Below are 13,592 nucleotides of genomic sequence, written 5' to 3'. Positions count from 1 at the left end.
TCTCTGGTTCAGAGGGGATAGGGGGTTGTCACGCGGGTCTCGCGCAGCGGGCGGGCCCACCAGACGAGCTGGTCGAGCATGCGGTCCACGTCGGCGGGGACGCGGGCGACGCCCGGCACGGTCACCGTGTGCGCGTCGGCGAAGACCGGGCGCAGCCGCCGGACGAGCCGGTCGCAGCCGCCGCCGGCGAAGGCCACGGGCTTGCCCCGCCATTCGCGGCCGTACCAGGCGATGACGTTGCTCAGCGATCCCGGGGAGCGTTCGGGGACCACCACGACGAAGCCGTCACCGGAGGCCAGCCACGGCGCCAGGTCGCGCACGGCGGGCGGCGTCGGCACGACCTCCGGCCGCACGTCCGGCCGCACGTCCGGCAGGCACGCCGCGGCGAGATCGATGAGGTCGATCTCCACGTCACACCGCCTGCAGGCCCGGTCGGCCAGCCAGTCGCCCGCGTTCGCGGCGCGTACGTCGCCGATGAGCACCACCAGCCGCAGTCGTTCTATCGGGTCGGCTCCTTTCGTCTGGGAGCACTGTGCGCGGCGGCGCTCCAGGTCACCTTCGGACGGGCTTCGGATCGCCTCCGGGTACTGTGTGGCGCATGCGTTTCGGGGTGCTCGGCCCGCTGGCGGTATGGGCTTCGGACGGCAGGCCGGTCAGGATCCCCGAGGTCAAGGTCCGCGTGCTGCTGGCCGAGCTGCTGGCGAGCCCGGGGCGGGTGGTGCCCGCCGACCGGTTGATCGACGACCTGTGGGGCGAGGGCCTGCCCGCCAATCCCGCGGGCGCGCTCCAGACCCGCGTGTCCCAGCTCAGGCGCGCCCTGGACGACGCCGAGCCGGGCGCCCGGGCGCTGGTGGTGTCCCGCGCGCCCGGTTATCTGCTGGACGTCGAGCCGGGCGCCGTCGACACCGGGCTGTTCCAGTCGCTCGTCGCCCAGGCCCGTACGGACGGCACGCCGCAGGCCAGGGCGGCCCGGCTGGGTGACGCGCTGGCCCTGTGGCGCGGCCCGGCGCTGAGCGACTTCGCCGACGAGGAGTGGGCCCGTCCGGAGATCACCCGCCTGACCGAGCTGCGGCTGACCGCCCAGGAGGAGCAGGCCGAGGCCCGGCTGGAGCTGGGCGAGCACGGCCTGCTGGCCGACGAGCTGGGCGACCTGGTGGCCCGTCACCCGCTGCGCGAACGGCTGCGCGCCGCCCACCTGCGCGCCCTCTACCGGGCGGGACGCCAGAGCGAGGCGCTGGACAGCTACCGGAGCCTGCGCGAGCGCCTGGCCGAGGAGCTCGGCGTGGACCCGAGCCGCGAGCTGGCCGCGCTCCACCAGGCGATCCTCGAACAGGACGCCTCGCTCGGCGCGTCACCCGCCGCGCCGCCCACGAACCTGCCCGCGCCGCTGTCCGATCTGGTCGGCAGGTCTGAGGCGGTGGAGGAGGTGACCGCGCTGCTCGGCGCCGCCCGCCTGGTCACGCTGACCGGTCCCGGCGGCGTGGGCAAGACCCGGCTCGCCCTGGACGCGGCCCGCCACCTGGCCGGGGCGTACCCGGACGGCGTGTGGCTGGTGGAGCTGGCGGGCGCGGTCCGGCAGGACGAGGTGGCCGAGCTGGCCGCCGCCGTGCTGGGCATCCGGGACGAGGCCGCGACGGCGCTGACCGGCAAGCTGGCCGAGGCGCTGCGGGCCAAGCGCATGCTGCTCGTCCTGGACAACTGCGAGCACGTGGTCGCCGGGGCCGCCGACCTGGCCGCCGCGCTGCTGCGGGCCGCGCCCGGCCTGCGCGTGCTGGCCACGGGGCAGCGTCCGCTGGAGGTGACCGGGGAGCGCCTCTGGCATGTGCCGCCGCTGGCGGAGCCGGGCGCGGTCGAGCTGTTCGTCTCCCGCGCGGCCGCCGGGCTGCCCGGCTTCACCCTCGACGACGGCAACGCCGAGGCGGTCGTCGCCATCTGCCGGCTGCTCGACGGCATCCCGCTGGCGCTGGAGCTGGCTGCCACCCGGGTGCGCACGCTGGGCGTCCACGAGCTGGCCGCCCGGCTGGGCGCGCTGGAGGGCTCGGGGGCGCCGGCGCTTGACCGGTTCCGGGTGCTGGGGTCCGGGCACAGCGACGCCCCCGCCAGGCAGCGCACGCTCCGGGCGATGATCGACTGGAGCTGGGAGCTGCTCTCCGGGGACGAGCGCGCGGTTCTGCGCCGGCTGGCCGTGCACGCGGACGGATGGACGCTGCAGGCGGCCGAGGCGGTGTGCGGCCAGGACGGCCTGGACGTGCTGGACCTGCTGTCCGGGCTGGTGGATCGCTCGCTGGTCGCCGTCACCGCCGGGGAGCGGGGGCTGCGCTACCGGCTGCTCGCGTCGGTGGCCGACTACTGCGGGGAGCGGCTGCGCGAGGCCGGGGAACTCGCGGAGATCGAGGCCCGGCACCGCGACTACTACACCGGCCTGGCCGTGACCGCCGACCGGCACCTGCGCGGCCCGGCCCAGCGCGAATGGCTGCACCGCCTCGACGCCGAGACCGCCAACCTCCGTGCCGCGCTCGACTCCGCCGTGCGGCACGGCGGTGCGCTGCGGCTGGCCAACGCGCTGGCCTGGTACTGGGTGCTGCGCGGCAGGCTCGGCGAGGGCCGCAGATCTCTCGCCCGCGCCCTCGCGGCCGGCGGCCCGGACGACGACGCGGGCACCGCGATCCTCTGGCACGCCGCCTTCACCCTGCGCATGGGCGAGCCGCCGCAGGAGCCGGAGCCCGAGCCCGCCCGGCCGCACGACCTGGAGGCGCTGACCGGCCGGGCGCGGGCGGAGTGGTTCCACCGTTTCGCCCGGATCGGCATCGGCGAGCAGTGCACGGCCGACGAGGTGCTGACGCTGTTCCGGGCGATCGGCGACCAGTGGGGGACGGCCGCCGCCCTGGGCACCCAGGCCCGGCAGGCGTTGCTCCGCAGCGACCTGGCCGCGCTGAAGACGTACGGCGAGCAGAGCAGGGCCCTGTTCACCGAGCTGGGTGACCGCTGGGGTCAGCTTCACAGCGCGTTCGCGCTCGGCTGGCACGCCGAGATCGCCGGCGCGTACGACAGCGCCGCCCGGCTGCATCGTGAGGCGCTGCGCATGGCGGAGGAGCTCGAACTGTGGACGGACGTGTCCGACGCGCTGTCGTCGCTCGGCCGGATCGCCCTGCTCACCGGCGACCACGCCCAGGCCGACGAGCTGCACGAGCGCGCCAGGCGGCAGGCCGCCGAGCAGGGCTACACGATCGGGGAGGAGTTCGCCGGGCTGGGCCTGGCCCTGAGCGCCAGGCGGCAGGGCAAGCTCGACGCGGCGGAGGCGCACCTGCGCACGTGGCTCGACTGGGACCGGCGGCTGCGCGCTGACATCGCTCTGTCGCTGATCCTCGCCGAACTGGGCTTCGTCGCGGAGTTGCGCGGCGACGAGGCCGCCGCGCGGGCCCTGCATCTGGACGGGCTGGCGGCGGCCCGCAAGTCCGGCGACAGGCGGTCGGTGGCGCTCGCGCTGGAGGGCCTGGCCGGGGTAGAGGCGCTGGCCGGCCGGCCCGCCGAGGCGGCCCGGCTGCTGGGCGAGGCCACCGCGCTGCGCGAGTCGGTCGGCGCGCCGCTGCCGCCGGCCGAACGCGGCGACGTGGACCGCATCACCGCCGCCGCCCGCGGGGCGCTGGGCGAGGAGGGCTTCGCGGGCGCGTTCGAGCGCGGGCGTTCGGAACCCCGGGAGGCGGGCGGTCTTGACGGTGATCAGGTGGCGATCTAGCCTCACTTTTAGGAAAGTTTCCTAAAAGAAACCCCACCCCCCAGGAGACTCGTATGAGCCTTCGTCGTCGTGCCGCCACTCTGGCGGGCGCCGCAGCCCTGGCCTTCGGCCCCGCCGTCCTCCTCGCCTCCCCGGCCGCCGCCGCGCCGCTGGGATGCACCACCCAGTACAGCGTCGCCGGGATGTGGGCGAGCAGCCACTGCTCCGCCGGCACCGGCAAGCACCAGGTCGTCGTCCTCCAGCGGCATCCGTCGCCCGTCGCCGGGCCCATCCTCGTCGTCGGCCCCTGCGTACCGGTCGGGCAGACCTCGCACACGGGAATCACCGGCTGGCCCGTCGAGTCGATACGCGCGAACACCTGCGGCTGACCCGTACGACCGTTGCGGAAGGAGGTGGCGCGGCGGCGTGGGCCGCCGCGCCACGGGTCCGGAGGGTCAGCCCGCGCTGCAGGAGACCGTCGGCCAGTTCCAGTTGCCGTTGTGCTGGATCGTCACGCCCCAGTTGTCGCCGTTGCCGTTCGGCCTGGCGGTCAGCACCTGGGCGCTGGGATAGGTGGCGCTGATGTTCCAGGTGGACAGCACCTTCGCCGGGGACGGCACGTTCATCGTCACGGTCCAGTTGCTGGAGCCGCTGACCGAGACGTTGAGGTTGTAGCGGTCACTCCACTGCTGGCCGGCGGACAGCGTCGCGGAGCAGCCACCACCACCGCCGCCACCGCCGCCACCGCCTCCGCCGCCGCCACCGGAGCCGCCGACGGTGATGTTGGAGTTGCCGCTGCTCTGGTATCCCTCCGTCGCCAGGATCATGTAGTCATGGCTGCCCAGGTTCATGCCGTAACGGGCCCAGGCGTCGAAGTGGTTGCCGGAGGTGATGGTGCCGCCCGTCTTCTTCGACTGCCGGACGCTCCAATACTGGTTGAACGTTCTGGTGCCCTCGATCGAGGGGGCGTTGTACCGCGTCGTCTGGTAGATGTCGTACGTGCCGCCGTCGCTGGTGACCGTGCCCTTGTACGTTCCGGTGGGCCGGTAGGTGCCCCAGTTGTCGACGATGTAATACTCCACGAGCGGATTTCTCGTCCACCCGTAGAGGGTCAGGTACGCGTTTCCTGACGGATTGAAGCTGCCCGAGTAGTTCACGGATCTGCGTCCGCCGGTGCTCCAGCCCTTGCCCGCGACGAAGTTGCCGGTGTTGCGCCACGAGGTGCTGTAATTGCCGCCGGATCCGAGTTCCATGGAGACGGTCCCGGAACTGTCGGTCCAGAACGAATAGAAGTAGCCGTTGTTGGTGCCCGTCTGATTCGTCGTGATGGCCGCGTGGGCGATGCCGGGCAGCATCGCCGTGGCCGCGGCCACCGCCACGACGCAGGCGCGGGTGACGAACCGTCTGATGCGGCCTCTGGGGGGTGCGGGGGCGTCGGTCATGGGACGCTTCCTCCTTGAAACTATCGGAGAATTAGCGAAAGTATCGGCTCGGTCTTGACAACTTGTCAATGAACCCGGAGTGGCCGCGCAGTCCCGGCAGCACGCTCGCCAGCACAACCTGGCCATACATCGAGATGAAAGTTTCGTACGTGATCCGAAACGTGCTGCTGGAGCTCCGACTTAACGGAGCACATGTCCCGTGAACCGGCGGCTGATCCCTTAGGTTTATGGCCTTATGACCCCCTTGGCCGCTGAACGCCCCATCCGCATCCTTTTCCTCGGTGGTCACGGCAGGTCGGGCAGCACGCTGGTGTCCCGCGCGCTGGGCGCGGCCGAGGGCGCGTCGTGCGTGGGCGAACTGCGCTACCTGTGGACCCAGGGCGTGACCAAGAACCAGCTCTGCGGGTGCAGGCGGCGGTTCGCCACATGCGAGTTCTGGCAGGAGGTCGGCCGGGCGGCGTTCGACGGCTGGCAGAACGTGGACGCCGCCGAGATGGCCGGGCTGCACCACTCGGTCATGCGCATCAGGCACGTCCCGCGTCACGTGCTGCCCGGCGCCGACGGCCCCTTCGCCCGGCGCGTCCAGCGCTACGCCGACACCATGGCCACGGTCTACCGGGGCATCAGCGAGGTGAGCGGCAGCTCGGTGATCGTGGACTCCTCCAAGTTCCCCACCTCGGCGCTGCTGCTGCGCCGGGTGCCGGGCATCGACCTGCGGATCGTGCAGCTCGTCCGCGGCCCGCACGGCGTCGTCCACTCCTGGTCGCGCAAGGTCCGGCGCGCCGACAAGGGCGGGCGGCTGATGGCCACCCACTCCCCCGCGCAGACCGCCGCCGAGTGGCTGGCCTTCAACGCCGCCATCGAGTCCTTCCGCCTGACCAGCACCCCGTGGACGCTCATGCGGTACGAGGACTTCGTCGCCCGGCCGCACCGCGAACTGGCCAGGGTCCTGGAGTTCGCCGGGCTGCCGTCGGCCGGGACGCCGTTCCTCGGTGACGGCACGATCGACTTACCCGCCGACCACAGCGTGGCGGGCAACCCGATGCGCATCCGAACGGGCGTGGTGCCTCTCAAGGCGGACGAGGAATGGCGGACGGCGATGCGACCGGGCCGCCGCCGCATCGTCACCGCCTTCACCGCCCCGGGCATGCTCCGGTACGGCTATCCGCTCCGCTGACCCGGCGGCCGGTTCAGCGCGTACCCCAGACGGGGCGGTCCGGGTCGGCGGGCGGCAGCCGCGAGAGGATGACGGCGACCAGGTTCCAGTCCCCCACCTGGACGTTGTCCTTCATGAGGCCCAGCCGCCCGGCGATCTCCCTGTGCGCGTTCACGAGCACGTCGGCGCCCGCCATGAGCTGACCGGTGACCGCCTCGTACCCGGACCCGCCGCCCTCCCCCTTGACGAAGGTGACGCCGAGGTCGTCGTCGCCCCAGAAGGCGCCGATGGCCTCCAGTTCCCCGGCCACCTCGCCGACGAACCGCCCGAGCTCCTCCCGCTCAAGATCGAACGCCTCCGCCGCCGATCGGATCACATGCTTGTGGATGTCCATGCCGTCCTCTCAGCCCGCGGGTTTGTGCGCCATCGTGAAGTACAGGAGCGCCCGGCCCAGCGTCTCCTTCCACGTCGGGATCAGCTCGGCGCCCTCCTGCCCGTTCATGGCGTCGTAGGAGGGGCCGTAGCCGAGCGAGCCTCCGGCCAGCCGGCTCAGGAAGGCCCGGACGTCGGCGTTCTGGCTGATCTTGGCGGCCAGGGGCGCGGCGGCGTCGTACGCGCCGTAGAAGGCGACGGAGGCGGCGAACTCCTTGAGCGCCTGCGTCGCGTTCTCCTGGAGCGATCCGGGGTCGTCCCCCCGCAGCGCCTTCACGCCGGCGACCACGCTCACGTCCCCGGCCGCGAAGAAGACGCTGCCGATCGTGTACTCCGTCAGCTTGCTCAGCACGATCCTGGCGACGCTGTGCTCCAGCAGCTTGGCCAGCATCCCCGCCTGCGCCCGCCGCATCAGGAACTGGGTGATCTGGTACGCCGTCCCGGCCTGCCAGGGGAAGGTGGTGATGAAGATGAAGCTCGCGAAGTTGGCCAGGGCCAGCGTCCAGTACGTGTGCCGCGCCGTCTCGATCACCTCGGCGTATTCGGCGCAGGCCCGGCTGTTCTGCCGGCAACGCTGGGCGAGCTGGGCGGCGTAGCCGGCCTTGGGCGGCTGCGGATACAGGCCCGAGGTGACCGCCGTCTTGAAGGCGTCCACCCCGTCCCCGCTGTTCTTCCGCCACACCGACCCGGCGGCGGCGAACGTCTTGTCCGGGCTCTGCTCGACGCGCTCGGCCAGCCGGGCCCACACCGCGGCGGCCTGGCGGGCCTTGGCCGGGTCACCCTCCGGGTAGTCGACGGCCAGCATCTTGAAGACGAAGCCCGCGATGCCGAGGGCGCCGAACCCGTAGATGCTCGCGCGGCCGGGGTTGACCCTCAAGATCGCCGCGTCCCGCCGTCCTCGCCGTCCAGCACGGTGCCGGCGAGGAACGGGGCCACCAGGTCACCCGCCTCCCGTTCGGCGGCCCGCGCGGCATTCCCCGCCGCTTCGAGGACCGCCGCCGCCAGCTCCGCGGAGCCGAGCCGCATGGCGCGCGGGTCGATGGTGAGCCCGCAGAGCGCCCCGGTCTGGGTCGCCTCGGCCACCACCCGGCCCTGCGCCGCCTCGCCCCGGCCCTTGACCGCCGCCATCCTGCCGCTCAACCCCTCGATCGCGGCCACGTCCTGCTGGAAGCGGTCCAGCAGCCGGCCGAGTTCCTGGTCGCCACCTGTGCTGAACGGATCGCCCGGTGATGTCATCCCATCTCCTGACTCGCGTGATCTCTTCACGAGGTCAACCAGCCGGAAATGCGGGCTATTTCATGAAATTCAGGCGAGCGGGAAGGACACGCCCCGTTCGTCGTCCCGGCGCGGGCCGAAGATCCGGCGTTGCTCCTCGGTGATCGGGAGGTCGTTGATGCTCGCCTCGCGCCGCCGCATCAGCCCGTCCGCGTCGAACTCCCAGAGCTCGTTGCCGTAGCTGCGCCACCACCGGCCGCCGTCGTCATGCCATTCGTACTGGAAGCGGACGGCGATCCGGTCACCGGTGAAGGCCCAGAGTTCCTTGCGGAGCGCGTAGTCGAGCTCCCTGTCCCACTTGCGGGTCAGGAAGGCGACGATCTCGTCCCTGCCGGTGGCGAACTCGTCGCGGTTGCGCCAGATCGAGTCGGGCGTGTAGGCGAGTGCCACGCGCTGCGGGTCGCGGGTGTTCCAGGCGTCCTCGGCGGCCTGCACCTTGGCTCGGGCGCTCTCTTCGGTGAAGGGCGGGACGGGCGGGCGGGTCATCTGTGCTCCTCGATGTGGGCGCCGGGCGCGGGGTCAGTCCGCGTCGGGAAAGATCGCTTGTACGGGGCAGGCGCGGGCGGCCTCCTCGACGGCGGGCCAGGCGTCGTCACCGGGCGCCGCCTCGTACACCAGTTCGTCGTCATCGTCGAGGCCGAACACCTCCGGGGCGGCGAACACGCATTGGGCGTGGGTCTGGCACAGGGCCATGTCGACGTGGACGCGCATCACGGTCTCCTCTCCACGGTCCGCGCCGGGTTGAAGCGGGAGAACTTGCCGAACGACCAGCGTTGCGGCAGCCCTCCGGTGATCTGTACGGCCTGCTCGACGTCGAAGTCGACCAGCCGATGGGCGCCGGGCACGGCGGCGGCCCGGCCGGGGTCCCAGTCGACGTGGGCGCGGCCGGTCAGCTGCAGCGTGTTCCCACTGTCCCAGTCGAGGAAGAGCAGACCGCAGCGGGGTTCGAGCGCGAGGTTGCCCAGCGTCATGAACATGGAGTTGCCCGTGTAGTCGGGCCAGGTGAGCCGCCGGTCGCCGGTGACGGCGACGAACCCGGGGTTGCCGCCGCGATGGGACGCGTCGGCGCCCTGTCCCGCCGCGTAGGTGCCGACGAAGAAGGTGTCGGCCGCGGTGATCCACCGCTGCTGGTCGGCGGTCAGCTCGTGGGTGACGGCCGCCGTCCTGCCCGCCGGAGGCGGCTCGTCGACATACGTACGGGTCTGAAGGTATTTCGGGCAGTTGGCGTACACCTGCTGGGTGTGCGTCACGAGCCGGTCGCCGTCCCTGACGGCCCGGCCGTTGACCCGCATCCGCCTGCGCCCGGCCGGCTCGATCACGAGCATGCCGACGTCCCGCTCGGCCTCGAACAGGCCGGCGAGCGGATCGCCCGCGCCGGGCAGCCGGTCGGTGACGACGGTGCGGTCGTCGGGGGCGGTGACGAACCCGGGCGGACCGGCGATCAGACCGGCCCAGGCCGCGCCGGTGTCGTCGGCGGCCGCGATCACCGCAAGACGCTGCAGGCGCAGGAAGTCCGCGGCCACCGGCGGGATGACCGCGCCGACTCCGGCCGATCCCCATCCGCCGGTGGTCAGACCGGCCCTGCGCTGCACCGCGTGTTCGCCCTGGTGGAGCACGGTCGCTTCCTTTCGTGACCGGCCGGGCCGCACTGCGCGGCCCGGACCCGGATGCGGACTGTCAGAAGAAGCCGCACGTCGGAGCGCCCTGCGTGGGCGCGGGTGCGGTGTCGGCGCCGGTCGGCGCGAAGATCTCCAGGCGGATGCCGTCCGGGTCGGTGAAGAACACGCCGCCGGACGAGGCGCCCTCCCCGTGCGGCACGACGCCGTCGTGCAGCGGCTGGACGCCCAGGCCGCGCAGCGTGGCCTCGGCGCGGCGGACCGCCTCGATGTCGGGCACCTGGAACGACAGATGGTGCAGCCCCGGCCGGTCCACGGCGAACGTGCCGCCGCTCTGCTGCCACAGGGTGACCACCAGGGTGCCGTCCCGCCCGAGGAAGGCGTATCTGCGGTCCCCGTCCGTCTGCTCGCCGAAGACCTCGAAATCGAAGACCTGCCGGTAGAAGGCGGTGGAGCGGGCCAGGTCGGTGACGTTCAGGCCGACATGCCCGGTCCGCAGGGCCGGTGCGCTCATACGAGTCCTCCGAGACAATTCTAACGATTGGAAGCTCTGGTAACCGTTAGAAATATGGCGGAGGGTTCTTACGGTGTCAAGCGGCGGGTAGCGTTAGAAGAGTGGATGTGGCACACCTCACCGGTGGAGGCGCTCCCCAGCTCGGGGAGCTGCCGCCGATCGAGCTCGGCAACACGACCTACGCGGTGCGCGGCCAGGTCAAGGACGGCCTGGACACCGTCGAGCACCTTGCCGCGTGGCTGCGCGACCTGCGCGCCAGACTGACCGTCCCCCTCTCGGACGCCGACCTTCAGGACGTGACCGAAGGCGATCTGCGCCACGCCAGAGAGCTGCGGGACGTCATCCGCGCCCTCGCGGCCGCCACGGTGGCCGGCCACGACCCCGCCCCGGACACGGTCGCGACGCTCAACCGCCACGCCGCCCGCGCCCCGCACTGGCGCGAGCTGCGCACCGGCCCCGAGCCGCACCTGACGGTGAACACCGCCGGCCGCCCGGTCGCGGCCGCGCTCTCCGCGCTGGCCCAGGCTGCCGTCGCCCTGTTCGCCGGGCCGGCGCGCCACGACCTGCGCGCCTGCCAGGGCCCCGGCTGCGTGCTGTACTTCGTCCGCGACGCCCCACGGCGCGAATGGTGCTCGGGCGGCTGCGGCAACCGGGCCCGGGCCGCCCGCCACTACGCCAAGGTCCGCGGCGCGAAATAATTCTCGAAGTCGCGTAATCCAGGCGGGCCGCCTGACTCCTTCCTCGTTGAGTGAAAGGAGTTCGGATGAACGCGATCAGGTCCATCCTGATGCTGCTGGCCATGGCGGCGGGCGCCCTGGCCATTCCCGTGCCCGCCGCCGCGGCGGCGCCGCAGGCCCGGTTCGCCTGCGACGGAACGGACGCACCGGACAAGGGATGGGTGCTGCCGATCTACGTCCACCAGCCCGGACAGGACGCGTACGACACTGACGGCGCCGCGCTGCTGAACACGATCTGGGAGACCGACCAGACGATCGACTCCAGTGCGCGGCGGTTCGGCGTCTCGCGGCGGCTGCGGTTCGCGCAGGACGGCGACTGCCGCCCGATCGTGGCGAAGCTGCCGTTCGCCAAGGGCCGCAACCGGGCCGAGATGGGCAAGGCGTTCGGCGAGAACCTCGCCGCCCAGCCGGCTCTGGTGCGCAAGCTGTGGCAGACCAACCGGGTCAAACCGCTGTATCTCGTCCGGGACAACGAGATCACCGACTCGTGCACCGGCGGCGGCGCCAACGCCGGGCTCAGCACCGGCAACGCCATCCTGCCGCGCTGGTGCTGGAGCGAGGCCGGGCTCACCCACGAGCTCATCCACAGCTTCGGCCTCTCGCACTGCGACGGAGGCGCCCCGAACGGCAACGACCCGGTCTGCCGCGACATGGGCAGCAGGAAGGAATGCACGAGCGACCTGGCCTCCAACTACCACCTCGACTCGTGCCGGATCGACGACTTCCGCTACTTCGAGCCGACGCCGGTACGGCAGCCGCCGCTGGACAAGATCAGGAACGTCGCGTTCAGCCCGTACCTGATCCAGGACCGGCCGAGCCCCACCTGGGAGTTCCGCATCAGGGTGGTCGACGGCGGCAGGTGCCTGGACGGCGGCGCGGCGCAGGTCGTGCAGCGCGCGTGCGCGCCGAGCGCGGCGCAGACGTGGCAGCGGAGCATCGACGCCGACGGCTACCTGACGATCCGCAACGCCGCGACCGGCCACTGCCTGACGACGCCCGGCACAGGAGCCGGCACAGTGGTGACCCGCCCGTGTGTGCAGCGGGACCGGTCACAGCAGTGGCTGCCGCAGGCGGGCCAGGAGCAGACCGGCTTCGCCGCGCGCGCCGGCGGGAAGCTGGCCGTCAAGGACAACCGGGACGGCGCGCCGGTGGTGAGCGAGGGCAAGGCCGCGTTCGTGGCTGAGCTGCTGGGCGTCAAGGCCGCCGCCTCCCCCGCCCCGACGAGCGCCCCGACGAGCGCTCCGGCGGCCACGCCTGCCACGTCCCCGCAACCGGCCGGGACACCGTCGCCGACCAGGACGCCGTCGCCGGACGGGGCCCGGACCCCGGTCGGGACGCTCGACCCGGTCGAGCCTCCCGCGCCCGCCCGCAATGTCCGTTTCAAGAGCTCGTACGGCACCTGCCTGACCGCCACCCGGACCCGGGTCCGGCTCGGCTCGTGCGGGACGACGTGGCGGGTCGTGCCCGTCGGCAAGACCGTGCAGGTGCGCCACCGGGACCGCTGCCTGGCGCTGGGCCGGGTCAACGGTGGCAAGCGCTCGGTCGTCCTGGCCGCGTGCGGGAAGGCGAGCAAGGGACAGCGCTGGCTGCTCGAACGCCAGCCGGGCGGCGCCGTGACGCTGAAGAGCGCGACCACGAGGGCCACCCGCCTCGTCGCCTCCCCCACGAAGAACGCCAACGTGCACGCGAAGGCTGCATATCCCAAGAAATCACTCAAATTCATAATTAGGTAAGTGAACGGACCGGAAAGCGCGGACGCGGCCCTGACCCGCCAGGTCAGGGCCGGGGACAGCCGTGCCGTCTCCGAGCTGTACGAGCGGCACCACGCGGCCGTCCTGGCCTTCGCCCGCCGCCTGTGCCGCGACCCGCACACCGCCGAGGACCTGGCCAGCGAGGCGTTCGCGCGCACCCTGCGGACGGTCCGCACCGGCGCGGCCGGCCCGACCGGCGGGTGGCGGCCGTACCTGTACGCGGTGGCGCGCAACACCGCGGCGGAGTGGGCGCGCTCCGACCAGCGGCTGGTCCTCACCGGCGAGTTCCGCGAGGACGAGCTGACGGCGGCCGGGCCCGAGCCGCCGGACGACCTCGTCACCCGCGCCTACCGTTCGCTGCCGCCGCGCTGGCAGACCGTGCTGTGGCACACGCTGATCGAGGACGAGGAGCCGGAGCGGGTCGCCAAGATCCTCGGCATCACCCCCGGCAACGTGGGTGTGCTGGCCTTCCGCGCCCGCGAAGGACTGCGCAAGGCGTACCTGGCCGCCCACGTCACCGGCGCCCCCGAGTGCCGCGAGTACGCCGAGCCGCTGGCGACGGTCGTCCGCAAGAAGAACGGCCGCCTGCCCCGGACGCTCCGCGCGCACCTGGCCTCCTGCCCGGGCTGCACCCGGGCGCACACCGAGCTGCTGGACCTCAACGCCACGCTGCGGTCCGCGCTCCCGATCGCCCTGTTCCCCCTCACCTGGGAAGCGGCCACCTGGACCACTCACGGCACGGCCGCCGCCGGGGCGGGGAAAGCGGCCGCCGCCGGAGCGGGGAAGGGGGGCTCCGCGGTGGTGCCGGGCTGGACGGCACCGGGCTGGGCGGTGCCGGTGGTCGCGGTCACGGCGGTGGTCGCGGCCGTGGTGGGCGTCGGGCTGTCACGCGCCCCCGGCCCGGCTCCCACCCCGGCCCCGCAGGCCGTCGCCCCGGCGGCCAGCGGGATGCCG

The 13,592-nt window shown here is 72.8% G+C and carries 15 protein-coding genes; 6 read left to right on the top strand and 9 right to left on the bottom strand.

Annotation, left to right across the window (positions count from 1 at the left end; genetic code table 11):
* Positions 1 to 8: 8 nt before the first annotated feature.
* Positions 9 to 485 carry an NADPH-dependent FMN reductase gene (locus ADY59_RS06120; RefSeq protein WP_053174480.1) on the bottom strand — a complete coding sequence of 159 codons (477 nt, stop codon included), beginning with the start codon at positions 483 to 485 and terminating at the stop codon, positions 9 to 11.
* 113 nt (positions 486 to 598) lie between these two features.
* Between ADY59_RS06120 and ADY59_RS06115 the strand changes: the two genes are divergently transcribed.
* The gene (locus tag ADY59_RS06115; protein WP_049558770.1) at positions 599 to 3,736 is read left to right on the top strand and encodes a BTAD domain-containing putative transcriptional regulator; all 3,138 of its coding nucleotides are present in this window, start codon (positions 599 to 601) and stop codon (positions 3,734 to 3,736) included.
* A 53-nt stretch (positions 3,737 to 3,789) separates the two neighbouring features.
* Complete coding sequence (locus ADY59_RS06110; protein WP_049558767.1) at positions 3,790 to 4,104, top strand: hypothetical protein; 315 nt, start codon at positions 3,790 to 3,792, stop codon at positions 4,102 to 4,104.
* Between the two features lie 66 nt (positions 4,105 to 4,170).
* Here the strand turns inward: ADY59_RS06110 and ADY59_RS06105 are convergent, their stop codons facing one another.
* Positions 4,171 to 5,157 (bottom strand): glycoside hydrolase family 11 protein, encoded by a 987-nt coding sequence (locus ADY59_RS06105; RefSeq protein ID WP_049558766.1) that lies wholly within the window; start codon positions 5,155 to 5,157, stop codon positions 4,171 to 4,173.
* Between the two features lie 244 nt (positions 5,158 to 5,401).
* On the opposite strand from ADY59_RS06105, the gene ADY59_RS06100 reads away from it, so the two are divergent.
* Entirely contained in the window at positions 5,402 to 6,334 is a 933-nt protein-coding gene (locus ADY59_RS06100; protein ID WP_197093467.1) for a sulfotransferase, read from the top strand.
* 13 nt (positions 6,335 to 6,347) lie between these two features.
* On the opposite strand, the gene ADY59_RS06095 is transcribed toward ADY59_RS06100, so the two are convergent.
* From ADY59_RS06095 to ADY59_RS06065, 7 genes are all read right to left on the bottom strand, one after another.
* Positions 6,348 to 6,707, bottom strand: a complete 360-nt coding sequence (locus ADY59_RS06095; RefSeq protein WP_049558762.1) for a hypothetical protein — start codon at positions 6,705 to 6,707, stop codon at positions 6,348 to 6,350.
* Between the two features lie 9 nt (positions 6,708 to 6,716).
* The gene (locus tag ADY59_RS06090; RefSeq protein WP_049558760.1) at positions 6,717 to 7,622 is read right to left on the bottom strand and encodes a WXG100-like domain-containing protein; all 906 of its coding nucleotides are present in this window, start codon (positions 7,620 to 7,622) and stop codon (positions 6,717 to 6,719) included.
* Positions 7,619 to 7,981, bottom strand: coding sequence for a YbaB/EbfC family nucleoid-associated protein (locus ADY59_RS06085; protein WP_049558758.1), 363 nt, complete (start codon positions 7,979 to 7,981; stop codon positions 7,619 to 7,621). The genes ADY59_RS06090 and ADY59_RS06085 overlap by 4 nt, the downstream gene beginning before the upstream one ends.
* 69 nt (positions 7,982 to 8,050) lie before the next feature.
* The gene (locus ADY59_RS06080; RefSeq protein ID WP_049558756.1) at positions 8,051 to 8,506 is read right to left on the bottom strand and encodes a nuclear transport factor 2 family protein; all 456 of its coding nucleotides are present in this window, start codon (positions 8,504 to 8,506) and stop codon (positions 8,051 to 8,053) included.
* Positions 8,507 to 8,539: 33 nt separating this feature from the next.
* Positions 8,540 to 8,731, bottom strand: coding sequence for a ferredoxin (locus tag ADY59_RS06075; protein ID WP_049558753.1), 192 nt, complete (start codon positions 8,729 to 8,731; stop codon positions 8,540 to 8,542).
* Complete coding sequence (locus ADY59_RS06070; RefSeq protein ID WP_049558751.1) at positions 8,731 to 9,636, bottom strand: pyridoxamine 5'-phosphate oxidase family protein; 906 nt, start codon at positions 9,634 to 9,636, stop codon at positions 8,731 to 8,733. Before ADY59_RS06070 ends, ADY59_RS06075 begins: the two co-directional genes overlap by 1 nt.
* A gap of 61 nt (positions 9,637 to 9,697) precedes the next feature.
* Entirely contained in the window at positions 9,698 to 10,150 is a 453-nt protein-coding gene (locus tag ADY59_RS06065; RefSeq protein WP_049558749.1) for a VOC family protein, read from the bottom strand.
* A gap of 101 nt (positions 10,151 to 10,251) precedes the next feature.
* On the opposite strand from ADY59_RS06065, the gene ADY59_RS06060 reads away from it, so the two are divergent.
* The 3 genes from ADY59_RS06060 to ADY59_RS06050 all read left to right on the top strand — a co-directional run.
* On the top strand, positions 10,252 to 10,848 hold the full coding sequence (locus tag ADY59_RS06060) for a CGNR zinc finger domain-containing protein (RefSeq protein WP_231618571.1): 597 nt from the start codon (positions 10,252 to 10,254) through the stop codon (positions 10,846 to 10,848).
* A 65-nt stretch (positions 10,849 to 10,913) separates the two neighbouring features.
* Complete coding sequence (locus ADY59_RS06055) at positions 10,914 to 12,620, top strand: RICIN domain-containing protein (RefSeq protein ID WP_049558745.1); 1,707 nt, start codon at positions 10,914 to 10,916, stop codon at positions 12,618 to 12,620.
* The coding region (locus ADY59_RS06050) for an RNA polymerase sigma factor (protein WP_049558743.1) at positions 12,621 to 13,592 on the top strand (972 nt) is incomplete at its 3' end.

The sequence above is a fragment of the Nonomuraea sp. SBT364 genome, assembly GCF_001083785.1.
Classification (GTDB): Bacteria; Actinomycetota; Actinomycetes; order Streptosporangiales; family Streptosporangiaceae; genus Nonomuraea.
Note: the sequence above shows the minus strand (reverse complement) of the source record. Positions and strands in the feature narration are given on the sequence as shown.